The organism is Stenotrophomonas sp. INTA L402-1, from assembly GCF_059295135.1.
In genome coordinates, this window is the sequence record NZ_JCAFWP010000001.1 from 488,902 (window position 1) to 514,638 (window position 25,737).

14 protein-coding genes are annotated in these 25,737 nt (G+C 67.6%); 3 read left to right on the top strand and 11 right to left on the bottom strand.

Going from position 1 to position 25,737, the window contains the following annotated elements; translation table 11 throughout:
- Positions 1-30: 30 nt before the first annotated feature.
- Complete coding sequence (locus tag AC5O77_RS02225) at positions 31-495, bottom strand: hypothetical protein (RefSeq protein ID WP_494506397.1); 465 nt, start codon at positions 493-495, stop codon at positions 31-33.
- A gap of 103 nt (positions 496-598) precedes the next feature.
- Here AC5O77_RS02225 and gspH point away from each other — a divergent pair, with 103 nt between their 5' ends.
- Genes gspH through AC5O77_RS02240 form a run of 3 tightly spaced genes read left to right on the top strand, consistent with a single transcriptional unit; the run spans position 599 to position 2,015 of the window.
- The gene (gspH, locus tag AC5O77_RS02230; RefSeq protein ID WP_279913767.1) at positions 599-1,045 is read left to right on the top strand and encodes a type II secretion system minor pseudopilin GspH; all 447 of its coding nucleotides are present in this window, start codon (positions 599-601) and stop codon (positions 1,043-1,045) included.
- Positions 1,042-1,404 carry a type II secretion system minor pseudopilin GspI gene (gene gspI / locus AC5O77_RS02235; RefSeq protein ID WP_107433700.1) on the top strand — a complete coding sequence of 121 codons (363 nt, stop codon included), beginning with the start codon at positions 1,042-1,044 and terminating at the stop codon, positions 1,402-1,404. Before gspH ends, gspI begins: the two co-directional genes overlap by 4 nt.
- The gene (locus AC5O77_RS02240) at positions 1,401-2,015 is read left to right on the top strand and encodes a prepilin-type N-terminal cleavage/methylation domain-containing protein (RefSeq protein WP_494506398.1); all 615 of its coding nucleotides are present in this window, start codon (positions 1,401-1,403) and stop codon (positions 2,013-2,015) included. Before gspI ends, AC5O77_RS02240 begins: the two co-directional genes overlap by 4 nt.
- A 368-nt stretch (positions 2,016-2,383) precedes the next feature.
- Here AC5O77_RS02240 and AC5O77_RS02245 read toward each other — a convergent pair whose 3' ends face one another.
- From AC5O77_RS02245 to gspG, 10 genes are all read right to left on the bottom strand, one after another.
- Positions 2,384-14,782 carry a filamentous hemagglutinin family protein gene (locus AC5O77_RS02245; RefSeq protein ID WP_494506399.1) on the bottom strand — a complete coding sequence of 4,133 codons (12,399 nt, stop codon included), beginning with the start codon at positions 14,780-14,782 and terminating at the stop codon, positions 2,384-2,386.
- A 207-nt stretch (positions 14,783-14,989) separates the two neighbouring features.
- The gene (locus tag AC5O77_RS02250) at positions 14,990-16,165 is read right to left on the bottom strand and encodes a substrate-binding domain-containing protein (RefSeq protein ID WP_478058305.1); all 1,176 of its coding nucleotides are present in this window, start codon (positions 16,163-16,165) and stop codon (positions 14,990-14,992) included.
- A 109-nt stretch (positions 16,166-16,274) separates the two neighbouring features.
- Positions 16,275-17,468, bottom strand: a complete 1,194-nt coding sequence (locus AC5O77_RS02255; RefSeq protein WP_317217337.1) for a substrate-binding domain-containing protein — start codon at positions 17,466-17,468, stop codon at positions 16,275-16,277.
- 217 nt (positions 17,469-17,685) lie between these two features.
- Positions 17,686-18,885 (bottom strand): type II secretion system inner membrane protein GspF, encoded by a 1,200-nt coding sequence (gene gspF / locus AC5O77_RS02260; protein ID WP_317217338.1) that lies wholly within the window; start codon positions 18,883-18,885, stop codon positions 17,686-17,688.
- Positions 18,886-18,892: 7 nt separating this feature from the next.
- Complete coding sequence (gspE, locus tag AC5O77_RS02265; RefSeq protein ID WP_478058307.1) at positions 18,893-20,326, bottom strand: type II secretion system ATPase GspE; 1,434 nt, start codon at positions 20,324-20,326, stop codon at positions 18,893-18,895.
- Positions 20,323-22,704 carry a type II secretion system secretin GspD gene (gene gspD / locus AC5O77_RS02270; RefSeq protein ID WP_478058308.1) on the bottom strand — a complete coding sequence of 794 codons (2,382 nt, stop codon included), beginning with the start codon at positions 22,702-22,704 and terminating at the stop codon, positions 20,323-20,325. Before gspD ends, gspE begins: the two co-directional genes overlap by 4 nt.
- Positions 22,701-23,228 (bottom strand): type II secretion system protein M, encoded by a 528-nt coding sequence (locus tag AC5O77_RS02275; RefSeq protein WP_032128120.1) that lies wholly within the window; start codon positions 23,226-23,228, stop codon positions 22,701-22,703. The genes gspD and AC5O77_RS02275 overlap by 4 nt, the downstream gene beginning before the upstream one ends.
- Positions 23,225-24,388 (bottom strand): type II secretion system protein GspL, encoded by a 1,164-nt coding sequence (gspL, locus tag AC5O77_RS02280; RefSeq protein ID WP_494506400.1) that lies wholly within the window; start codon positions 24,386-24,388, stop codon positions 23,225-23,227. The genes AC5O77_RS02275 and gspL overlap by 4 nt, the downstream gene beginning before the upstream one ends.
- Positions 24,385-25,290, bottom strand: coding sequence for a type II secretion system minor pseudopilin GspK (gene gspK, locus AC5O77_RS02285; protein WP_478058310.1), 906 nt, complete (start codon positions 25,288-25,290; stop codon positions 24,385-24,387). The genes gspL and gspK overlap by 4 nt, the downstream gene beginning before the upstream one ends.
- A 9-nt stretch (positions 25,291-25,299) precedes the next feature.
- Positions 25,300-25,737, bottom strand: coding sequence for a type II secretion system major pseudopilin GspG (gene gspG / locus AC5O77_RS02290; protein WP_032128123.1), 438 nt, complete (start codon positions 25,735-25,737; stop codon positions 25,300-25,302).

Here is a 25,737-nt window from a genome sequence, read left to right on the forward strand (position 1 = left end):
TTCCAGACGCAGCCGAGCGCGGGCTCGGCTCTACAGGGACCCGCCCGGCACGATGCCATCGGTCGGCACCGGCGGCAGCTCAGGCACCGGCAGGCTGCGCGTTTGCCCGGCCTGGTTCAGTTCCACTGCGCTGGCGCTGATGCTGGCCAGCACCGTACAGGGCCCCAGCCGCTGGCCGGGCGCGTACGCCTCCGGCGGGCGTCCATCCACCGACAGCAGGGCCAGGGGCGCGTGGTCACCTGCCATCACGCCCAGCACGACCACCTCGGTCTGCACCGCGCCGGGAGACAGCAGCCGCACCAACGGCAGGCTGGCCACTGCATCGAACATCGGCCGTACCGGCGCCTCGGCATGCGCTTCGCTCGCGGCCGCCGCTGGCGCCACCGCAGACAGGGTGACGCTCCAGTAGGCCACCACGGCCAGCAGCAGCGTCGCCGCCAGCAGGGTCAACATCCGATTCCGATCCCAGCGCCTGCCGTCCATGTTCCACATCATCGCCACGTTCGTGTCCGCCTACGCTAGCAGGTGCGGCTGACGCTTTTGTTTCATCATGCGGGCCTACGCTGGCAGGTATCGGCCAGGACAGGAGGCAACGTCGATGCAGCGTGTGCCGCGTGGTTTCACCCTGCTGGAACTGATGGTGGTGCTGGTGATCATCGGCATCTGCACAGCGGGCATCGGCCTTGGCCTGGGCAGCCTGCTCGACCCGGGCCGGCAGCTGCGGCAGGAAGGCGAACGACTGGCGCAGCGCCTGCAGGTGGCGCGCGACGAGGCCCGCATCGATGGCCGCCCCCTGCGTTGGCAGGCCGACGCCGCCGGCTATCGTTTCAGCCGCCTCGAAGGCAGCCGCTGGGTCACCGTTGAACGCGATGATCTGCTGCGTCCACAGAAGTGGCAGGCTGCAGGCATCGCGGTGCAGCCCACCAACGCCATCGAGCTGAGCCCGGAGTGGATCGGTACCGCCTGGGAGCTTGGACTGTCGCTGGACGGCCGCGCACTGCGTCTTCGTGATGATGGCAGCGGACAATTGCAGGTCGTGCAGTGAAGCAGACGGCGCGTGGATTCACCCTGATCGAGGTGCTGATCGCGCTGGCGATCGTATCGATTGCACTGGCTGCGGTGATGCGCTCGGTGGCAGTGGCGACCGACGATCAGTCACGGCTGCGCGACCGTCGCCTGGCGCTGTTGTGCGCGCAGGACCGCTGGCAGGAGCTGCGCCTCGTCGGGCAGCCGCCGCGGGATGCGCGGCAGCGCTGTGTGCAGGGACGCGGCAGCTTCCTGGTCCTGCAGCATCTGGGCACTGGCAGCGACGGGCAGCCGCAACTGGAATTGACCGTGGTGGCCGAAGATGCACCGCGACAGTCGCTGGCCCGGATGCAGCTGCCGTGGACGGCGGCGCAATGAGGCGCGCCGCACGCGGCTTCACCCTGATCGAGGTGATGATCGCGATCACCATCATGGGCGTGCTGGCGCTGATCTGCTGGCGTGCGCTGGACAGCGTGGCCAGCAGCGACCAGCGCCTGCGCCAGGCCGATGCCGAGACCACGACGGCGCTGCGCGTGCTGCAGCAGTTCCAGCGCGATATTGAAATGCGTGCCGACGATGCGCTGATGAATGGCGCGGTGCGCCCGGCAGATCGTCCGCAGCGATTGCTGCCCCCGTCGCTGGTGAGCGAGCGGCACCCGGATGGCAGCTTCGCGCTGGAGATCACCCGCAGTGTCGGCAGTGATGGGCTGCACTGGCAGCGGGTGCGCTGGTGGCGGCAGGGCAGCACGCTGTGGCGGGCCAGTGGTGCGGCTACGGACCGGTATCCCCTGCCCGCACCGGATCCGTCGAAGGGCATTGCGGTGGCGCGCGATGTGCAGCGGTTCGAGGTGCGGGCGTGGCAGCCTGGAACGGGATGGGCCGTGTTGCCGAGCGAGGGCGAGGTATTGCCGGCCACCGGACTTGAACTGCGGTTGGGACTGCGCGATGGGCGTGGGCCGTTGAGTTACCGGCGGGTGCTGGAGCTTTAGGGCGCTTCCCCGCAACCCATCCACGCATGGCGTGGATCTACTGCCGAGCTGCTTCTACTGCAGAGCCTGCTCTAGTGGGTGCCGACCGTTGGTCGGCACTGAGGCTGTCCGGGCATCCACGCATGGCGTGGATCTACTGCCGACCAAGGTCGGCATCTACCGTAACACATGCGCGCGGCCGGGTGCTCTCCTGCACCCGGCGGCGCTGTGTCGGTGGTCCTCACCGCTGATGGCCGCTCCCTGCCCTCCGTGCCGTCCTGGCTGGGGCCGCCACCGTTCCCTGGCGGCTGGCCCGATGCTGCAGCCCGATGCGCTGCATCGGGCAATGCGTGCCGACCAAGGTCGGCACCTACCGGGGCGTGCTATGCCTATCGGCGCTGCGTGCCTTCGTCGCGGCTTGCCTGCGGGAACTGGAAGGCGCTGTTGGCGTCGTAGCCGCTGTTGGCAGTGGTACCGCGTGCCGGCGGCGCAATGCTGCTGGTGCCACTGCCGAAGCCGAGGATCTGCACGCTGATCACCGATGGCTGGTTGCGCCGCGCGTCGTCCTGGCTCTTGCGCATCACGTCCTGTGCGGCCTGGCTGGCACTGTTCGCTGCAGCACTGGCCGACGCCAGCGCATTGACGTTCACCGTGGCCAACACCGGCAGGCCCTTGCTCTCGCCCTGCACCTGGATGTTGGCGGCGTTGAGCACCTGCAGCGCTGCCAGGTTGATGTTGCCCGAGACTCGTATGCCTGCTTCGCCCGCGTCGATGGTGCCCAGCGGCGCGATCAGGTCGACGTCGCCCGGCGGCACTTCGGCGATGGGGTTCAAGGTGGCGATGCCTGCGCCACTGGCGGGAGCCTGCGGCGACAGGATCACATTGCCCCAGCCGTCATAGACGCGACGCGGCGGCGTGTACAACAAGGTGGTCCGCGAACCGCGACCGGCATTGATGTCACCCTGCTCCGACCATGCCAGGATGTCACCGCCGAACGTCGTCATCACCCGCGACAGGCCCAGCAGCACGCTGTCCTGGCTGAACAGCCGGATGTCACCCTGCCCTTGGGTCACCAGCCCGGCACTGGCCGGTGGCACCACGCCCTGCACACCCACCACGATCTGTCCGCCCGGTGCCATCAGCTCGATATTGCCACCCGCTTCGGTGCGCACACCGGAGCCGCCATACATCAGAATATCGCCAGTACGGTTGATCGTTGCGCCATTGGCATCCTTGTCCGGCATCAGCGTGGCGATGGCCTCGCGGCCGCGCAGGTAAGAACCAACGCGTGGCCCATTCCGATCGTTGTACTCGCGGCCACCTTCGCGCAGTTCGGCGTAGTAGACCTGGCGCAGGAATATCCGTTGCTGTTCGCTCGGCAACCGGTCGAACGCAGCCAGCGCCTCGGCGCCGTCGACGGCCAGGCCGAAGCGCTGCTGCAGCCACTGCTTCAACTCCTTGTCATAGATCTTCACCGCCTTGCCGGGCTGCGATGCCAGCGACTGCGCCGGATCGGCCAGGTTGGCCGGATCCAGGTAGCGCGTGCGCAGTGCATCGAAGTCAATGCCCTGATTGCCGGCAGTCACTGCGATGCTGGCACCGGGACGGGCATCGCCCTGGACGACGCCACCCAGGCTCACGATGCTTCCGGCCTCTTCCTGGCGCAGCTGCCGGCCCGCACTCACTTCAACGTTGCCGGGGCCGGCCACCGTCAGGTTGCTGCGGATGATGTCCCGGCCCGCCTCGATCCCGCTGATATCGGTACCGCTGGTGTTGAGCGCGGTGACGTTCGCATTGATCACGTCGCGACCGGCGCGCAGCTGTACGGCCGAGCCCGCTTCGTACCAGTCGAACAGTGTCCGGCTCTCCTCGCCGATGTTCCGCCTCAATTGCCTGCGCCCGCCGCTGCCCAACCCGATGATGTCACCGGCAACGGCATAGAAGCGGCTGGGCGACGTGGGCCGGGACGTCAGCGCACCCGTGGTCGGAGTACTGGGGCCGAACGCGAACAAGGGCAGGTTCGCCGACGGATCCGCTCCCTGCACCCCATCGTCGGAGAGATTGTGGCCGACCCGGGTCAGGCTGGCGCCCCGCTGGGCCATGAATGCAGGATCAAACGGGCCAGGCAGGCGGGCGTCGCTACCGGAACGTGCAATGCCGGTGGCGTTGATCGCGGCATGGATCGAGCCTCCGGCCAGAACATCGAGCTGGCCGCTGGCCGAAGGCGCGAGCAGGATCACATCGCCCGTAGTCGCCCCTGGTCCGAGACCTCGAAGCGGGGCGCTGATGATGTCACCACTCGCTGCCACCGCGCTGAACCTGGACGGATACAGCCAGTAATTGATGCTGGCGGGAACGGATTGCTCGCGCAGCGCGATGCCTTCAGCGAACATGTTGCTACCGGTTGCATGCAGAGTTCCGGCCAGGCTGGGTGCGAGATTTCCGCCTGCCGAGAACAGGTCCAGTGCCGTGCCTCGGGTCCAGAGCGAGAACCACGTCGTGCCAGCTGCATGCTGGCCATCGCCCAGAACCACGTCGTTGTAGTTGGCCGTCGGTACACGCCCTGCATCTGCGGCGCCACCGAGAACAATGTCACCACGGGCCTGCAGGCGGGCAGTGGAATCACCCAGAATGAGCAGGGGCCCCGCCATCGCCACCGGGGCGTCCGCCACGAACGGATCCATCAGGCCCAGCGTTCCGTAGCTGCTCTGTATCGCGCTGAGGCCACCGATGCGTGCCGCCTGCAGCAGGGTGCTGCCGCGCAGGTTGGTCATCGCGCCATTGAGATCCAGATCCTGCAGGAAACTCTCCGGCTGCTGCGCGCTGGCGCGCAGGCCAGGATTCAACGCACCGCCACTGCGCAGGGTCAGGTCGCCGCCACCAGTCAGATGCAGCTCACCATTGCTGACGCGCCCGGTCGACCCTACCGCAGCAACAATCGCGCTGGAATGAGGCGCGGTCAACAGACCCAGGGCATTGCCCATCGGGTCGAGCACGCCCGCGTGGCGGCCCGCTTCCAGTGACAGATTGCCGCCTCCCAGCGTGCCGAAGCCGGTGAACCCGACCATGCGGGGAGCTGCGTCCGCTTCGGCGCCCACGGTGCTGTACGTGCCGAAGTTGATCCACCAGCTCGTCGGTGTTGCCTGGACGCCTTCGGTGGTGCCCGTACCCTGCCGCCACAACCAGCCGCCCACGGCTGCGCTTGAATGCCCGGCCTGGTCGCGCTGCGCCGTACCGGATTCGGACCGGGCGGTCCAGGCGTCGCCGATGATGTCGCGCCCGGCTTCAACCCTGACATCGCCGCCATGGTCGGGATACCACGCACGGTAACTGGCCAGCGCCGCATCATAGTTGCCCGAGACCTGGTTCCTGCCCAGCAGCGAGGTGTGCCAGGGCGCAGCCGTACGCACCGGATTGAACTGGGGATCGCTGCCATCGCCCAGCAGCGTCGGCGCACCTGCGGTGTACACGCCGAAGCCGGACTTCATGCGCACGTCCTGCGCGGCCAGCAGTGCCAGATCACCCTTGCCGGTACGCAGCACGCTCCAAGCCGGCGAGCCCAGGCGCTTGCCGTAGGTGGTGACTTCGGTAAGCGTGCCGCCGCCGTAGCAGTAGCCCATTGCCGCGCAGATCTCTTCCTCCGACATGCCCATCTCGGCGCCCAGTTCCGTAGCCGGGCGGCCGACCCAGGATTCATCGCCCCACCATGCCAGCGAGCCTTCCTTGTCCACCAGGCGCGGGGCCGGGCCGCAGAAGGCGCCTGCGCCACAGATCTCCGCCTCGGTGGTCCCGATGATCTCGGCCACCTCGGCAGGTGACTTTCCGGCCAGACTCTCATCGCCCCACCAGTACAGAGAACCTTCCAAATTGACGATTCGATCACCCTTCCATTCCGTCGTCTTGGTCACCGTCCCGATGGTGCTGTAGTGGCTGTCGGCCAGCACGATGCTGCCGTCACTTCCCCAGCTGCGGGTACGCGGATCGGCAGCGGTCGTATCGGCACCGGCCACTGCAGTCAGATCCCACGAGGTGGTGCCTTCGGGCAGCATCGCCGCCAGCGCCCAGTTGCGTCCCTGGCGCCCGCTGGCGTCGGCAGGCCGCAGTTTCACCGGCGCATCGCCGGCCAGCTCCACCTTAGTCATCGACGGGATGATCGCGCCGGCATGCAGGTCCACCGCGTCTGACAGCTTCATCGCCATCGGCAGCGCGACGCCGGCCGGCCACACCTGTGCGGCCACCGGCGCCGGCGCGCGCAGCCGGAAGCCGGCCCCCAGGCGCGCACCCGCCTGCAACGTCAATGCCTGGGCCAGCACGGTTCCAGCCGCTACCACCTCGCCACCCGCCGTCGTCACTGCCGCGCCCAGCACAGTGCCGGCCGGCAGCAGCAGCGGTCCCGACAACCGCATTTCCGCGGGCAGCACGGTTCCGGCCGGCAGGGTCACGGCCTCGAAGGGCAGTGCATAGTTCAGCGTCGCGCCAGCACGGAATTCGGTGCCGCGCTGCAGCTGTACACCTTCGCCGGGCACGATCAGGTCGCCACCGAACGCCGTGTTGGGCGTACCGGCACTGCGCCCCTCCAGCAGCACCCAGCCGTCCTCATCGGGATTGGCAGGCGGCGGCGCGAATCCATCGTTGATGCTGCCGTAGACGTTGATATCGCCTTCGGCGCGCAGCACCAGCGCTGCCGATTCACCGAAGCCACGGCGCGCTGGATCGGTCCGGTTCGACTGCGGTCCGTAGCGGTAGCCGGACAGATCGATATCGCCGGCCACGACCAGATCGCCACGCGGGTTGTCACTGCTGGTCCGCGCCACGATCTGCACGCCGGGGCGCAGGCGGTAGCTGCCCAGTGCGGCAGTGCGCTGCTGCAATCCCGCATTGGCCAGTGCGGCATTCATCCACTGGCTGTTGTCCGGGTCCACAACCGTGTCCAGCCAATGCTGGTTGATCACCTGCGGACGATGGCCATGCACGTCCGGAGCGCTTGCCAACGGCGCCGAATCATAGCTGCGGAAGGCGTTGACCTGGAGATCGGCGGCACCGGCGATGCGGAGTCCGCTGGCCACGTCAATCGCAGCGTCGTTGCTGCCCACGCGTGGCACGTTGAGCTTGACGCTGCCGCGTGCGCGGCCATCGTTCTGGCCAGGGCTGCTACCCGTGGCCACCTCGGTGCCGGCGCGCAGGTCCATCGATGAGGTCGCGCCCAGCTGCAGGCTGCCACTGGCCGAGGTCAGTTCGATCATCGCCCGGTTCGGGCTGTCGATGATCTTGCCGTAACTATCGACGCGCAAGGCGCTGCCATGCGCGTCCAATGTTCCGTCGATACGCAGCACATCGCGGGCGGACAGGCGGATGCTGCCGACCTGTTCGCCACTGGCATCAATGCGGCCATTGACGAGCAGGCTGCCACCATCGACGCTGATATCCACGTTGCGTGCCTTCACTTCATCGCCGATCACCAGGTCGCCTACGCTCAACTGGAACGTCCGGCCACCGGTAATGCCACCGGCGGTAAGCCGGGTGTTCAGGCCGGAGAAGTCCTGCAACTGGCGTGCACGCACTACCAGCTCGCCGCCGTCGTAGGGCACTTCAGTGCCACCGGCGTCGTAACGGCCGCTGGCTCCGCCAAGCAACGTGCCTGCCAGATCCACACGGCCGCCCTGCGCGCCCAGCGCAGCGACCGTCAAGCGGCCGCCGCGGTTGTTGCGGGCGGAAAGATCGATGCGCGACGCCGCGTCGGCAACGATGTCACCGTCACGGCTCGACAGCGCTACGTCGCCGCCCCAACTGTACTTGTCCACGTCGAACAGGCTGACCTTCCGCCCCGCCATGTCCAGTACTGCATTGCTGCCAAGCGCCACGCCCTGGCGGGCATTGGCTTCGAACCGGCCGGACGCCAGCGCCACCCGGCTGTCGATCACAACGCGTTCGGCCGTGATGGACAACTCCGCACCCAACGCATCGCTGCCCGCGGTTGCCGCAGCACCGCGCACCTGCACCGTACCGCCATTGCGGATTGCCAGCTGAGCGCCCGCACTGCCGGTCAGCAGCGGGGTAACGATATCCAGCGCGCCGCCGCTGAACTGCCAGCCGCTGCCTGCCACGTAATCGCCCTGCCGCTGGAAGACATCCAGACTGCCCTTGCCGGAGAACAACATGCGATCCGATGCTGCCAGGGTAACGCCGGCGAAGCCGAGCACCTGGCGATCCGCGGCCACCGACGAACTGGGCCGGGTAAAGGGCGCACGCCCCAGCTCCAGCACCCGTGCATTGATTTCCAGCTGCCCTTGGCCAAGCCGGCCCACCATCGCCTCGCCGGCCGGCTGGGTCTGCTCACCGCCGGGCAACGTGGTGCCGGCCAGCGTACCGTCCCAGACCAGCGTATCGGCGAAGATGCGCGCGTGGTCGGCCGCAGAGCCGTAGCCATGAATGGCAGGGGCGCCCAGCACCAGGCTGCGCAGGCTGCTGCGACCGGTCGCACCGTCACGCGTATCCAGGTTCACGCTGCCGAACACATTGATGGCGTCGCGCGCGGTCAGGCTCAGCGCCTCCAGCGCCGGCGCGCCGGTGGCGGTGTTTCCCCGCAGCAATCGCTGCAACACCTCCTGGTTCATGGTCATGCCCGCCGGCAGGCCGCCGGCCGCCGCTGCCGCCGCAATGGCCTCGGCGCTGCCGAGATTGAGCGCCGACATGCCCAGGCCGAGCTGGCGCGTGCCGTAGCTCACCGAATCACCAATGTTCAAGGCACCGTCGGTGACCACATTGATGCTGCCTGCCGACAGCAACCGGGTCTGGCCATTGCAGTCCACCACGCATCCGCCGATGTCGATCGCCACCGGACCGGCGGCACTGCCGCCCTGCGCACTGAGCGCCGTCAAGCGCTGGTTGGACACGGCAAGCAGGCCGCCCGACACCAGATAGGGCGCCGTGGGCTGTGCCACGCGCGAGGTATTTGCCCCGGTCAAGGTATCGATCGAAGCGCCCTGCTCCACCAGGATTCCCTTGCCTCCGAACGCGGCCGACAGCAGCACTTCCTGCGCCGTCAGGTTGACGCCGTTGCGCACCACGATGTGCTGCGCCCTGCCCTCCAGCGAATGGGTCGTCGCGTCACGCCGCAGCACGCCGCCGATCAGCATCGTCTCCGGGCGGAACGCATTGAGCGCCGAGTCGAAGACGGTGGCGCCGCTACCGCTGCCGGCGCTGCCACCTTCGGTGGCAATCTCCAACATCGCGTCATTGGAGGTGAGCAGATTGACCGAAAGCGTGCCCCCGCGTCCGTCATTGCTGCCGGCGTTGAAGCGCGACACGCCTTGGAAGATCGCGGCTGGCACATTCGAACGTCCGGCGCCCTCACCCAGTGCCAGGTTGAGGTTGCCGGCGTCCGTAGGCCGCCAGCGCAGCGCTTCGCCACGCCGTTCGGCCACGCCCTGTACGAACGTGCTGTAGGACGTTTCGTTGTAGTTGGCATAGCGGCGCACTGCTTCCGCTGGCGTCAGCACCAGATCGGTGAGCAGCGGCGACACTGCCCCGCCCAGGCTTTGCGCCCGGTGCCCGCTGACACGCCATGAGCCTGTGCCGGTCGCCACTGCCTGCCTGCTGCCGACGGCGCGTTCGGCGCCGACTTCGACGCGGAATGCGCCCTTCTGCAGTGCGTAGCTGGCCGGCAGTAGCGTGTAGGTTCCGGCCGGGAGGCCGGGGACCCCCGCAGGTATGACGATCTGCTGGCCGATGCGCGGGTCCGCGCTGCCATCAGCAATCGCCTGCGGCGCCTGCGTGCCAGAGCGTCCCGGCATGATCGCGTAGACCGCATTGTCACTGCCGCTGAAGCGGTAGCGCGGGTTCGCATCCGCCAGCGCATGCCGCAGGATGTCCACCGAGCCACCGCGCCCGGCCACGAATGCAGCGCCGGACAGCTCGCCTCCGCCGGACACGTCCAGCACGCTGCCCACCACGCCATCGACGGCGTTGGCGACGATGTCGATACCGATCGGGATGTTGGTCGAGCCGGGGCCCAGCACATCGAAGTCGGCACCGTTGCGGCGCCAGCCCACACCATCCACGGTACCGCCAAACGGCAGCTGCAGGCCGGCACCGCTCACCGACGTCACGCTGCCTGCAAGCAGGTCGACGCGGCTGGCCGCATCAGCGTTGAATTCCCTGCCACCCAGCTGCACATGGCCCCAAGGCGCCTGCACATTGCCGCCCTGCACCACCGTCGCTGCCACCAGCTCCAGGCTTCCGAACGCAGAGTCCGGTGCCGGTTGCGCGCCGCCTGCAATGCCATGGATGCGCAGTACGGCGTCGGGGTTCTGCCAGGACGGCAGGCCTGAAGGCCCGATGTCGGGTACGCCCGCCACGATGCGTCCCTTGGCCCGGGCCGCCGGATACATGCGTGCGGCGCTGATATCGATCGAACCCGGGCTTGCCAGCGTGGAGACGAGTGAACTGCTGACGACCGGGGCCAGCAAGCGGATGTCACTGCGGCTGCGCAGCGCGACCTGATCAAAGCCCGCCAGCCAAGTGACGTCGCGCAGGTCGATCAGATCGGCACCCACCTCCAGGCGATGCTGGCGGCCGCTGTCGAACCCCGCTTCCTGCGGGCGCAACGTGCCTTCCCCGGCCGGCTGCCACCAGCGCCCCTGCGCAAGGCGGACATACGGCGCGTCCAGTTGCAGACGGTTGCCCTCGCTGTTGCCCGGGACGAAGCCGAGGTAACGCTCGTTCAAGCCCTGGAGGCGCAGGCTCTGATCCATGCGCAGATTGACATCTCCTTGGGCGCGGATGTCGCCGAACAGGGCCAGATGATCGAAACCACCGGCCTCGATCTGCTCCACCGACAGTGCCGCATGGCCGTACTCAAGGCGTGCAGGCAGGTCGGTCGTCTGCGCGGCGTGCTGGGTCAGCGAGATCACCCTCGGCGCCAGCACTTCCTTGTTCATTGCCGTTCTGCCGTAGGTTCCGCCACCGAAGGCAACGCCGAGGGTGCCACCGCGCGCGCCGTCGCCGCCCGCTGCTGCGTCCAGGTCGCCCTGCAGGTACAGCGCATTGCCGGCGCGCAGCACGATACTGCCGCCGTCGCTGTCCACCCGGGTGCGCCCGCTGCCATCAATGTCCAGCAGCGCCGAAGCACCGGACGCGTCCAGCCGCGCACCGCGCTCCACCACCACGAAGGTATCGGGCGGCAAGTGGCGTACGTTGTCCTGGTCTTCCCAGTCCAACGCCCCCCCGATCTCGATCGTTCCGCCCTTGCGCACCTGTCCGCGCAATGTCCCGCGCGCGTCGGGCAGGGAAACGCTGTCGCCGCTCACGTCCAGCAGGGCGCCCTCGGCAATCGTCCAGCGACGTTCGCGGCGTTGATCGCCACGCACACCGGTCGGATCGAATGCCTCGTCCAGGCGGATACGGCCGCCAGCCGCCTTCAGACTGCCAGCCACGTCCAGGTTGCCGGCGCTGAACAGTTCGATCGTCTGGCCGGCATCGACCTCGATCCTTGCGCCCTTGCCAACGCGCAGATCGGCCGTGGACAGCAGATGCCCTGCGCGCAGTGCCAGGCTCGCGCCGCCGCGCTGCGATACACGCCCGCTGGCCGGATCCGCCTCATACAGCGACGGCGTCCAGGCCTGAACGCCCTGCTCGCGGGACAGTGCCTGCTGTGCGCCCTCGGCCAGGCGCAACGCCGGTCGTTCCACCTGCAGCTGGGTACCTTCTTCAACCGTCAAACCGTTGTGCCCGGCGATGTCATAGCCGGCGAAGCCACTCCTGAACAGTGCTGACTGCAGTTGCAACGACGCCGCCGATGCATCCGTGCCAGGCGCGCCGATAGACACCGCACCGCCTGTTGCCAGGGTGAAATTGCCGCTTCCATTGCCGAGCGCGCTGAAGCGTGCGCCATCGCCGATACGGATCCGCCCGCTGCCGTCGGTGGCAACCTCGGTGCTGGCCGCGAGCAGGCTGACACTGCCGCCCTTGCCTACGCGCCCTTTGCCACTGGCATCGATCGCGCCGCCGGCATCGACAAGAATCGCTGCCCCTTCACCCACACGGATGTCGTGACTGCTGTTGAAGCGCATCTGTCCACCGTCGATCCACGCCTGCGCGGGGTCGCCATCCGGCGCAGCAAGCGCGTTACTCCAACTGCCGCCAAGATCGATCCGTGCGCCCGCTGCAACATCCACCGCGCCGCGTCCGGACCTCAGCAGGGCCGAGGGCCCGCCGAGCGCCGGAAGCAGGTTACCGGCCTCCACCTGCCCGCCGGCAATCTGCACCGTTCCTCCGAAGCTGACGCGGCTTGCAGTGAGCCCAAGCCGACCGCCCTCCTGCAACCTGAGCGTGCCATCCAGGTCGATACGGCCCGCAGAAGCGAGGTCCACCTGCCCCCAACGCTGAGCGCTCAGGACCTCACTGTCCAACCACACGGTATTGCGCTGTGTTTCCCCGATCGGCGCCTGCAACGTCCATGGCCGGGTGTCGGCCTGGAGCGCTCCGATGCGGATCTGCGAATCGAACACTGCACTTCGGCCGGTGTTGTCGAAACGCCCGAGCCAGAGCTGGGCGTTGCGGGCCGCGGCCGTCTGTGCCTGCACGTACCCGTCCTGCGCCTGGTCCGGGCGGCGGGTCTGCTGCAGGCCCTGGAAGGCCACCGTATCCACCTGGCCCTGCAGGACAGCCGTGGGCGCCGAGATCAGCAGACGGCCAGCATCGCGTCCCACGGTATAGCCATTGTCGAAACGCTGGGTGGGTGCCACCAGCGGATTGCGGAACGATTCGGTCACCCCCCACCGTTCCTGCTTCACTTCATAGCCCTGGTACAGACCGTCGTACAGCATCTCGGCCGGTGCATCATCAAGCCGGTACAACTGCCCGTCGCGGCCACGCAGCCAGCTCTGCTGCACCACACCGGACTGCACATCCAGGCTGCCACCGGCCAGATTGATGCGCGAACCGGCGTGGCTGACGACTTCCTTGCCTGCCAGCTGGACGGTTCCACCCTGCGCTGCCCATTCGCTGATCGAATGCCCCTGATTGTCCAGGTAGCCCCCCACTTCCAGCAGGCCGCCGCCGGCATACCAGCGCGTGCCTTCATAGCCACCGGTACCGGCGGCGACTTCGGTCAACTGGCGACGGTCGATCCACACCTCGCTGCTGATCAGCTTGCCGCTGTCACGGTTGTCTGGCGAATCGCGCAACTCATTGCCCTGCACCTTCACCTTGACGTTGTTGCTTTCCATCGCCACCTGCACGCCCACCGCACCGGAGACGTCCACGCGCGCGCCATCATCCAGATAGCTGCGCCGGCTGGCGTCGGCGATCACCTGGCCGCCGGTGGCCACTGCCAGTGCGCCGGCCTGGAAGTTCACATCGCCGCCAGAGACGACTTCGATGCGCGATTGCTCGCGACGGTCCTGGAGGCGCGAAAGATTGTCGAAGGTGCCGCTGTTGCTGGAACCGCGCAGCTTGTCCTGCTCGGTGGATTCCTTGATGAGCGCGTCGCGCTGGCTGTCCAGCGCCGTGCTCTTGCCATCGTCTTCCAGCAGTACTGCAGTGGTCGAGCCGGAGGCCAGGGTCACACTGCCCGCCGCATCGGACGCCGAGTTCAGCAGGTGTACGGTGCCGCGCTGATTCAGCGTGGTGGTCGCAACCGCAACGCCGGCCTGTTCGACTGTGCGGCCGGCCAGGGTGATGTCGCCCTCGCGTACCTGGATCAGACCGCTGTTGCGAACGCTGCCGGCCGTGCTGTCAGCAACGAAGCGCGGTGCGATCTCGTTGCCGCGGGTGGTCGATGCAGTGTTCTGCGCCGTGCCCACGCCACGACGGATCACGAAACTGTCGCCGGCGGCAAGCTGGGTCTGGCCTTTGTGCGTCTCGATCTGTCCCGCGTTCTCCACACTGTGGCCGGCCAGCAGTACATAGCCACCGCCGCGGGTGGCCGTGGTCGGTTCGTGCGTGGTGATGCGTGCACCGCGCTCGACCATGACCTTGCCCACGGCGTCGGTCAGCGCCGAGGTGTTCGCGTCGGCACTGTACAGGCCGTGCTCACGGAACTGCGCATCGCTGACGCGTGCGGCCGCTGCCACCAGATTGCGGACATTGACCTGGCTGTTGTTGCCGAACACCACACCGTTGCGGTTGGCCACGAACACCGTGCCATTGGCCTTCAGCTGGCCAAGGATCTGGCTGGGCCTTGCGGCGGGATCGTTGACCCGGTTCAACACGGCCCAGTCGGGGTTCTGCAGGAAATTCAGTGTGGTGTTGCCACCAATGTTGAAGGTTTCCCAGTTCAGGATCGATTGATCGGCTGTCTGCTCAATGTTGACCAGCACCCGCCCGTCTGCGGCCTGCGACTGGATCGCCTCGCGGGCGTTGATCCAGCCGCGGGTCAGCGGATTCTCGTCGACCTTCAGGCCATCCTTGCCCAGGCCATCGGCGATCACGAAGCCCGCCTCGCGGCGCGCCTGCCGTGCCTGTTCCTGCAGGCGCTGCTGCAGGGCGATGGCCTGCGCGGCCGTACCCAGGTTGTCGATCGACTGCTGCAGCTTCTGCCGTGCCGCATCCTGCTGCTGCGCGGGTAGCTGGAACTGGATCGGCACGCCATTGGGCATGCGCCCGCTCTGTGCCGCCGCGCCCTGCGCCGCACCGCGCTCGGCGAACCAGCCGGGGCTGAACGCCTGTTGGGCCTGAGTGGCCGGAGCCACCACGCTGCCCAGGGCCACTGCGACGGCCCATGCCATCGGATGGCTGCGCCACAAGGCAGCAGGGAAACGGGCGGTGGGCGAATGCGGGTGCGACATCGGGGACCTCGTCAACCTGATGGGCCGCGTCGGCGGCGGCGTGTGTACGGATGGGCCTGCTCGAGGCACGCCCTGCACCTCATAGACGGTGGCGACGGCGTGAAGGCGACAGGCGCATCACTGTCATGCAGCGGACATACGCACAAGGGCGCCGGCATTGCTGCCGGCGCCCTTGTGCGTCTCCTGCAACTACAGAAGCAGTTGCAGTTAGAGCGGACGGCCGATTCCCGAGCAGGTGCTCGGATTGTTCAATGCTGCAGCGTTGCTGGCGTTGACGAAGCGGGAACGGACCGCATCGCGCCAGGCTTTGTTCAGCGGAATGAACCTGTGCGCAACGATGGCGGGATCCTGCGGGCCCTGTTCGACACCGTTGACCACGGTGCTGCCATAGATTCGAAGAAGTCCGCCGCGAATTCTTGCAGCCACCAGTACATCCTTGTAGCACTGCCCAAACAGGAGATTGGTGGTACCCACGATTGGATATCCTGAGCTCGGGTTGCCGAACCACGGCACCCAGTTCGCTGGGTTCTCGGCAGCGGCACCGGCCGGCGGTGGCACGTTATCCAGTGTCGCTTGAGTACTCACGTCCTTTGGAGAGAAGCCCTTGACCTGTGCAACTCGAGTAGCATCCGAGAGATCAAGAGACAGGTCTGGACCTGTGTATCCCATTGTTCCGACGGTCGTAAAAATGGCGGCGTACACCGCCGCGTCACCGGACGCCGGAGCTGCAACAAAGTTCTCGGGAACACTAGTGAACAGATCGGCGAAGGTCGACTGCACCGAAAACGCCGGCACGCCGTTGGTCAGCTTCAGCGTGGTGCCTGAGACATCGGCCGGCTGGCAGGCGCTGGTCAGGAAACGGGCCAGCAATTCAGTGGCGCCGCTGGTCTCGCCACGGTAGACAACCCGAATGGTGCCGGTGCGGGCGCTGTCGATGCTCGACCAGTTGGTGATCTTGCCGGAGAATATCCCGCAGATCCGGGTGACCGACAGGTCAATTGCTGAACCAGGCTTGTTGAAGGGAATAATCACCGGAGCCAGCGCAACGGGAATCTGGATCAATGCCCCATAACGGGTTGGATCACCAGCCCGGTTGAAGGTGCTGTTGTAGCTGTACAACTCGGTGCTGCTCAGTACCGCATCGCTGCCAGCAAAGTGGACAGTCCCCGTCGTCGAAAACAGTGATGGGTCATTGCTCAGGAATGCCCGCTTGCCGACGCCCGAGCCCCTGGGAGCATAGCTGAACGTCGTCGGAAGAATGCTGTCCGGACTCCCTTGGTACAGGGCCGCGGGCATTGTCGCACCGCCGCCCTGGACAAGAATTTGGGCATTTGCTTCTAGCGTTCCGACCAACACGCAACTGGCGAGCCAGAAAGCCTCAATAGCAAGTTCATGAGATTGGCAACTCCATGCCTTGTCTGGATACGGTCGTTCATACCGCAGTGCGCCGGCCTGACGGCCGGCGCACCTGGAGAACACTTCTATGTCGCAGTTACAGCGGACGGCCGATTCCCGAGCAGGTGCTCGGATTGTTCACCGCACCGGCGTTGGTGGCGGTGGCGAAGCGAGCGCGGACGGCATCACGCCAGGCCTTGGTCAGCGGGATGAACTTGTGCGCGCGGATGGCGTCGTCGTTCGGGCCCTGCTCCACACCGTTGACCACGGTGCTGCCGTAATGGCGGGTCAGGAAGCCGCGCACATTGGCGCCCACGGTGGCGTTCTTGTAGCACTGGCCGAACACGAAGTTGGTGTAGCCAGCGATCGGATAGCCCGCGCTCGGGTTGCCGAACACCGGCACCCAGTTGGCGGGGTTCTCTGCAGCAGCGCCGGTCGGCGGAGCAGCGGTCTCCAGAGTCGCCTGCACGCTCACTTCATCCGGCGAGAAGCTCTTGACCTTGGCGACCTTGGTGGCATCGGTCAGGCTCGGGATGACGTCCGGGCCGACGTAGCCGACGCGGCCGTCAACGGCATAGACAGCGTTGTACAGCGCGGTGCCGCCGGTGGCCGGGGCAGCGACGAAGTTCGACGGCACGCTGGTGAACAGGTTGGCGAAGGTCGACTGCACCGAGAACGCCGGCACGCCGTTGGCCAGCTTCAGGTTGGTGCCCGACACGTCAGCCGGCTGGCAGGCGCTGGTCAGGAAGCGGGTCAGCAGTTCGCTGGTGCCGCTGCTCTCGCCACGGTAGACAACCTGGATGGCACCGGTACGGCCCAGGCCCGCCAGCTGGCTCCAGTTGTTGATCTTGCCGGAGAAGATGCCGCAGATCTGGGTCACAGACAGGTCAACGGCCGAACCGGCCTTGTTGAACGGAATCGTGACCGAGGTGGCCACCGACGGGATCTGTACCAGGGCGCCGTAGCGGTTGGCATCGCCGGACACGTTGTAGGTGCTGTTATAGGTGTTCAGCTCGGTGCTGCTCAGCACCGAATCGCTACCGGCGAAGTGCACGGTACCGGTGGTGGAGAACAGCGCCGAGTTGTTTTCCAGGAAGGCCTTCTTGCCGGTACCCGAGCCGGTCACGGCGTAGCTGAAGTTGGCCGGCAGGATGCTGTCAGCCGAACCCTTGTAGAGGTCGGCCGGCAGCGAGGCGCCGCCACCGGTGACGGCAGTCTGCGCCGAAGCGGCACCGGCGGTGGCGAGCAGCGCGGTGGCAACCAGCGCGGCCAGGGTCTTGTACTTGTTCATGATCTTCTCCTGAAGGGTTTACTGCGAAGGGAAACGCCAAGGGAGGAACGGTCACTACACGCCTGCTGCCGCCGAGGGCCTCCCAGCCCACTCTGCGGCGACCAGTCCATGCTGGTCTGCGCCGATGACAGGCCGCTTAAGAAACCTGTGGAAGATCGAAAAAAGGTGTGGAGGATTGTGTGGAGAATCGAAAGCGTGCCGTGATGCGCGTTGCGCATCACTGGACCAATTGATTCATTTCCATGATCGGCATCAGCACGGCCAGCACGATCGTCAGCACCACGCCGCCCATCACCAGGATCATGGTCGGTTCCAGCAGCGCGGTCAGTGCCATCGCGCGACGTTCGATCTCGCGCGAGATCGTCTGTGCAGCACGATCCAGCAGCGGTGCCAGCGAGCCGGTCTTCTCACCACTGGCCACCAGGTGCACCAGGATAGGCGGATACACCTTCTGCACCTTCAACGCAGCACCCAACGCCGCACCTTCGCGCACGCGCGCGGACACATCATCGGCACAGCGCGCCAGCAGCGCATTGCCAAGCGTCTGCCGCGCCGCCTCCAAGGCACGCAGCAGTGGCACACCGGCATCCAGCAGGATCGCCAGCGTCGAGGCAAAGCGCGCACTGTTCACACCCAGTACGAAACGCCCGACCATCGGCACCCGCAGCAGCATCGCGTCCCAGCGCAGGCGCAGCTCGGGCTTGCGCAGAGCCAACCGCCATGCCACCACCAACGCAGCGATGCCGAGCCCCGCCCCCACTCCCCAGCTGCGAACGAATGCACTGGCCGCCAACATCACCTGGGTCAGCATCGGCAGCGTCTGCCGCGCCTGCACGAACGCGGTCACCACCTGCGGCACCACGTAGCTGAGCAGGAAGATCACGATCGCCACCGACACCAGGCTGATCGCCGCTGGGTAGATGAAGGCGGTCAGTACTTTGGCCTGCAGCGCGTTGCGTTCTTCGATGTAGTCGGCAAGGCGCTCCATCACCCGCGCCAGGTCACCGGAGTCTTCACCTGCGCCCACCAGCGCCCGATAGATCGGCGGGAAATCGCGCGGCCGCGCGGCCAGCGCAACGGTCAGGCGCTGGCCGGCACGCACGTCGGCGCGTACGGCGGTGAGTGCCTGGGCCACATGCGGGCGCTCGGCCTGTTCGATCACCGCAGTCAATGCGGCTTCCAACGGCAGGCTCGCGGCCAGCAGGCTGGCCAGCTGGCGCGTGGCCCAGGCCAGCTCGCTGGCAGACAGCCGGCGGGCGCCCCAGCCACTGCCCGCACCGCGCGCCGCGCTGACCTGCACGGGTGTCAGCCCGCGACCGCGCAGCAGCTGGCGTGCGCCGCGCGGGCTGTCGGCGTCCAGCTGACCCTTCTCGATGCGGCCCTGCGCGTTGGCAGCCTGGTAGTCGAACAGTGCCATGCAGGCCTCAGTCGTCGCCGGTGACGCGCAGGATCTCTTCCAGCGTGGTCACCCCGCTGTCGACCCAACGCTGGCCGTCCTGGCGCAAGGTCCGCATGCCGGCACGCCGCGCCGCCTCGCGCAGCGCAGGTTCACCCTGCCCTTCATGGATCAGCGCACGCACGCGATCGTCCACCACGAACAGCTCGTGGATGCCGGTACGCCCCCGGTAGCCGCTGTTGGCACAGGCCGCGCAGCCGACCGCACGCCACACGGTACGGCCATCGTCGTCCACCTCGGCGCGCCGGCACTGCGTGCACAGCCGCCGCACCAGCCGCTGCGCCAGCACGCCGCGCAGCGACGAGGCCAGCAGGAACGGTTCCACGCCCATGTCGGCCAGGCGCGTCACCGCCGAAATCGCGTCGTTGGTGTGCAGGGAGGCCAGCACGCCATGGCCGGTCAGCGATGACTGCACCGCAATCTGTGCGGTTTCCAGGTCGCGGATCTCACCGATCATGATGGTGTCCGGATCCTGGCGCAGGATCGCGCGCAGCGCCGTGCCGAAGCTCATGCCGATACGCGCGTTGACCTGGATCTGGCCGATGCCGGCGAAGTCATACTCCACCGGGTCCTCCACGGTGAGGATGTTGCTGGTGCTGCTGTCGAGCTGGCCCAGCGCCGCATACAACGAGGTGGTCTTGCCGCTGCCGGTCGGGCCGGTGACCAGCACGATGCCGTGCGGCTGCCGGATCAATCCGGTGAACGTGGCCAGGGTGTCATCGGCCATGCCCAGCCGCTGCAGCTGCAGACGGCCGGCATCCTTCTCCAGCAGGCGCAGCACAGCACGCTCGCCATGCCCGGTCGGCACCGTGGAGACACGGATGTCCAGCGGACGCCCACCCACGCGGATCGCGATGCGCCCGTCCTGGGGCAGCCGCTTCTCGGCAATGTCCAGGTGGGCCATGATCTTGATGCGCGACACCAGCGCCGCGTGCAGTGCGCGCCGCGGCTGCACCATGTCGCGCAGGGTGCCGTCCACCCGGTAGCGCACCACCGAGTGGGTCTCGAACGGCTCGATGTGCAGGTCGCTGGCGCCATCGCGTGCGGCCTGTGCCAGCAGCGCGTTGATCATGCGGATCACCGGCGCATCGTCCTGCGCGTCCAGCAGATCGGTGACTTCCGGCATGTCCTGCATCAGCCGGTCCAGATCCACTTCACTTTCAGCAGCACCGACCACGGCAGCGGCGTCGCCGCCGTCACGGTACTGCTCACCCAGCCGCTGCTGCCAGGTCGCGGCATCCAGTGCCTGGAACGGCAGCGGACCATGCCGACGGCGCAGTTCGGCCACGGCCCACGCCGCGGTCTCGGCAGTGCCCAGCAGCACCGACTCGCCGCCAACTTCGGACAGCATCACGCCATGGCTGCGCACCCAGGCGTACGGCAGTGGCGCAGCGGCGCTCATGGCCCGATCACCAGTTCCGGCGTGTAGCCCAGCCCGCGCAGCTGCTGCAGCGCCGGGTCCAGCGTCGCCGGATCGCGCGGCAATCGCACGCGCAGGCGTTGCCCGCTCTCGCCGGGCGTCGCCTCGGCATAGGCCTGCAGGCCCAGTGCCCGCACCTGCGCCACGCCTTGGCTGGCACGCGCGGGATCCAACCCCTGCGCAAACTGCACCAACTGCGCATCGCCGTCACCGGACGGGTACAGCGCCGCCAGGCTGCTGTTCTGCAGCGGCTGGCCCTGCCCATCGCGCGCATTGCCCTGGCCGAGTACAGACAGGTCCTGCGGCGGCAGCTGCGGTGCCGACAAGGCGGGCAGTGCCCAGCTCTGTAGCGGCTGTGCGCCGGCCTGTGCATTGCGCATGTAGTCGTAGCGGTCACGGGTCAGGCGCTGCCCGGCCGCCGGGTCACGCACCACGTGCGGGCGCAGGAACACCATCAGGTTGGTCTTGGCGCGCTTGCGCGTGTCGCTGCGGAACAAGGCGCCCAGCACTGGAATCTTGCCCAGCCCCGGCACCGCATCACGGCCATGACTGACGCTATCCTCCAGCAGCCCACCGAGCACCATGATCTGGCCATCGTCCAGCAGCACGCTGGTATCCAGGGCGCGCTTGTTGGTGATGATGCCGGCCGTGCTGTTCGCGCTCTGCGCGTCGATGCTGCTGACTTCCTGGTAGATGTCCAGCTTCACCGTGCCGCCCTCGGAAATCTGCGGGCGCACCCGCAGCTTCAGGCCCACGTCCTCGCGCACGATGGTCTGGAACGGGTTGTTGCTGCCGCCACCACCGTCGGTCACGTAGCGGCCGCTGACGAACGGCACGGTCTGCCCGACCATGATGCTGGCCGCTTCATTGTCCAGCGTCATCAGGTTCGGCGTGGACAGGATGTTGGCACCGCCCTTGCTCTGCAGCGCGTTGGCCAACGCCTTCATGTTGAGGATCTGGCCGACGCCGGGCAGGTTGATGGTGCCGTCGATCACGCCGATCTTCAGACCATCCTTGGGCAGCACGTCCAGGGTGGTGCGTGCGGTGGTGTTCAGCCCGCTGCCACCGGTGGTGCCGCCGAAGTGGGTGCCGCCGAAGGTGCGGCCATTGCCCAGCATCCACTGCACGCCCAGTTCGGCCGCGTCGGTCTGGTTGACCTCCACGATCAGGCTTTCCACCAGCACCTGCGCACGGCGCTGGTCGAGCTGGTCGATCACCCGCCGCAGGTTGCGGTATACCGGCTCGGGGGCGGAGATCAGCAGCGTGTTGGTGGCCACGTCCGCCTGCACCGAAATGCCGTTCTGGCTGAAGCCGGTGCTGCCGGCGTCGATCGGGTCGCGACGGTTCGGGTCCAGCCGCTGCGATTCCAGCGCATTGCCACCGGTCTTGGACTGCTGCGGCTGCGACGGCTGCGCCGGTGTGGCGCGGTTGGCGTCGCCGGGCAGTGGCGTGATGCCTTCGTTGCTGCCCATTGCCGGTGCATCGCTCTGCCCGGCCACCACGCCGCGCAGCACGCCGGCGAGCTGATTGGCCTGGGCATTGCGCAGGTAGACCACATGCAGGTTGCCGGACTCGTCCTGCGCGCGGTCCAGCTTCTCCACCAACTGCCGCGCCAGGCGCGTTCGGCCCGGGCTGCTGGAACGCAGCAGCACGCTGTTGCTGCGGGGGTCGGCCATCACCACCACCTTCTGGCTGGGCTCGGCGCCCTGCGCATCCAGCAGCGGCGCGACCATCGCCGCTACGTCAACGGCAATACCCTGCTGCAGCTTCACCACATCGGTGTCCATGCCGGCCGGTGTATCGACGCTGGCGATGACCCGCGCGATGCGCTCCAGGTTGTCGGCATAGTCGGTGATCACCAGGGTGTTGTTGCCCGGGTTGGCGGTGATCGGATTGTCCGGGCTGATCATCGGCCGCAGCACCGCCACCAGCGCGGCTGCGTTCTCGTAGCGCAGCGCGAAGGTGCGCGTGGCCACCTCGCCGCCGGCCCCGCCCGCGCCCACACGGCCACCGAGCAGCTTGGCCTCGGCCTGCGGCACCACCCGGCTGACACCGCCGTTCTCGACCACGGCAAAGCCACGCATGCGCAGTGCGCCCAGCAGCAACTGGTACGCCTGGGTACGGCTGACCGGGCCATCAGAGACCACGGTCATCTTGCCGGTCACCCGCGGGTCGACCAGGAACTGGCGACCGGTGAAGCGCGCCGCCATGCGCAGTACGCCGCCGATATCGGTATCCACCAGGTTCAACTGCACCGGTTCATCGGGGGCGTCCTGCGCCTGTGCCGGTGCAACAACGTGAGCGCCACCCACGATCAGGGCCAGTACAGTACTGCAGGCAAGGCTGCGCATCGCCCTCATGAATGGCCACCCGCAGTGAGTGCCATCACGATGTTTCCGGATATCCGTGCCGCCGGCATGTTCGCATCCCCTGTGCGTGTCAGTTGCAGCTGCTGCAGTTCGATGGCCGGATCGGCCAGCACGGGCAGCAGCCAGTTCCACAGTGCGTCAGCAGGTACGGCCTGCACCTGCAGGTGCCAACGCCCGTCGCGTGCTTCGACATGCAGTCCATCGGCGAGGCCGGCGGACTTGATTCCATTACGCAGCGCGGCCAGCGTCGGGCGCTGCCCCTGCACCTGCTGCTGGCGTTCGCGTGCACGCAGCAGCGGCGCCAGTGCGCGCGCCTGCGCCTGCAGCCGCGGCAGCTCAGCCTGCCAGTGCGCACGCTGTTTCAGCAGCGGCTCCAGCCAGAATGACCACAGCCCCGCTGCCAGCAGCGCCAGCACCATCACCCACAACATCCAGCGGTCGCGCGGCGGCAGGTGCTGCCAGCGTCGCTGCAGACCGGCCACACCCTCGCCCAGGCGCACGGCTCTGGCGGTCACTGTCCGCCCCCGCTCACGCGCAGGCGTCCACCGGCCTCGCGCGCCATCTGCAGGCCCTGCGCCTGCGCCGCCTGCTGCCACTGCTCCAGCCGCTGCGCGTCATCGGCTACCGCCTGCGCATCGGCGTCCAGCTCCAGTTCCAGCTGGCCGGGTTGATAGTGCAGGCCGCGCACCTGGCCGCCCAACTCCGGTATTGCCTGCAGCGTCGTTGCGACCTGCCGCTGCACCGGTGGCAACGGCGGCGCCGGCAACGGCACGGCCAGCGCGCGCCGCGCCTGCAGCACCGGGTCCACCACATCGGTGATCTCCGGAAAGTGCGAGCTGAACTGCCGCGCCATGTCCTGCTGCAACGCCTCGCCCTCGCTGCGCCAGCGCGAGACCTGCAGCTGCAGCCCAAGCGCAGCCAGCAACACCGCCGCCAATGCGAGGCCGATCGCCACGCGTGGTGCCTGCCTGCTGCGACCCGGCAGTGGCAACGACCACGCTGGCACGGGTCCGCTGGCCTGCCGTTCATGCGCGACCACGGTGGCCGGCAGGTTCTCCGGCCACGCCAACGGCACGCTGTCGATCCACTGCACGGCCTGCACCCCGGATTGCTGAAGACGCGTCGCGAGCGACTGCAGCACCGCCGCCGTGTCGCGCCCACCGCACCACTGCACAAAGCCACGATCGCGCCCGCAGCGCACCAGCAGATGCTCACCGTCAGTCTGCAGCGTTGCCTGGCCGTTCTGCCACGGCAGCAGCAGCGGCGTCGGATACAGTGCCTGCAGCTGCAGTGCACATGAAGCCAGCAGCTGTTGCGCCTGCAGGACTGCCTGCTGGCCGAGCCAGGCCACCGGAACCGTGCCGTCCGCCGCCTGCGCACCGTGTGCCAACGCGACCTCCTGCAGGTCATCCAGCAGCATCGCCTCTACTTCGCCCTGCAGTGCGGCCTGCAGCCTGCGGCCAGACAGTGGCGGCAGCTGCAGTTCCAGCAGGATCAGGTCCTGCGGATCGAGACAGGCCAGCACCTCGCCCTGCGGATGACGTTGCCCGAGCACGGCCAAGCCCTCGCGGCCATGGGCCAGCACCCCACCCTTGTGCATCTGCGCCCACTCGACCGTACTGTCGGCGCGCAGGTGTTCCAGCGCCGGCAGGCGCACCCTCAGCTGCACGCTCATGCTCCAATCCTCGTCCACACACGCTGCACGCGCACACTGTCATCGCGATACTCGCGCCAGATCAGGGCCCGGAAGTCGACCGCATTGCCATCGGCCTGTACCTGGCCGACGGCAAGGAACCACTCGCTATGAATGCCAAGCGGCACCACGGCCATCTGCGCGCTGCTCAGTTGCAGTCGATTGGCGATATCACCGCGGTTGAGCAGCCAATGGCCACCGTCGCGCTCACCGAGCAGCGCCTGCAGGCGCCCCGGCTCCACGCCGGGAGTGACCGCCTGCAACACGCTGATGTCACTGGTGTTGGCATTGACCAGGGTCTGGGCCGGCAGCACCACGGTGCGCCCAGCGAGTGCCTGCACCGCCACTGGGTCGGCGCCCGCCAGGGCCTGCTCGATCAGCGATTCACGCGGCAACGGCGCCTGCGCCTGCAGGTCGCCATCACGCAGCCGCGCCTGGATGTGGTCGGCAGCAGATGCACAGGCACCCTGCCCCAGCCCCTGCCCGGCACACAACGCGATGAACGCGCGTCGCGCCTCGGGGTCCGGCCGTCCATGCGCCAGCAGGTTGCGCAGGTTGAACATGGACTGTGCATCGACCAGCTGCAACTGCACCGGCAGCGGCAACTGCAGCGTCAGCGGACGCGCCCAACGGCCGCCGCGCACCGTGGTCAGCTGCTCCTTTACATCCTCACGCAGCTGCTGCGCCGCGCGCTCCAGGGTGGCATCGACCGCCATGCGCACCTGCGCACGCAGCTGGTCGCCACGCAGCGCACGCAGCTGTGCCGACTGCCGGGTCAGCAGTGCAGTGGCAATCACCGCCACCAATGCCACCACCAGCAGGGCGACGATCACCGCCATGCCGCGCTGGCGGGTGCACGGGACCGAACGCGTCCGGGCTGTCATCTGCACGCCTCACAGCTGCCAGGAGCCGATGTCCGCGTTCCCGGCGTCGCCACCGGGCTTGCTGTCCGCACCCAGCGAGAACACATCGATGTCGCCGTGGGTTCCGGGAATCTGGTACTGGTACGGATGGCCCCAGGGGTCATTCGGCAGGCGATCCAGATACGGTGTCACCGGCATCGCACCGCTGCCCTGCGGCGGCTTCACCAGCGCCTGCAGGCCCTGTTCGGCGCTGGGATAGCGACCGTTGTCCAGCTTGAACAACTTCAATGCCTGCATCAGCGCCGCGATGTCCTGGCGCGCCGCCACCACGCGCGCCTGGTCGGGACGGTCCATCAACCGCGGCACGATCAACGCGGCAAGAATGCCGATGATCACCACCACCACCATGATTTCGATCAGGCTGAAACCCTGCTGCCGAGCCCTGCGACTACCCACCTGCCTTGCCAT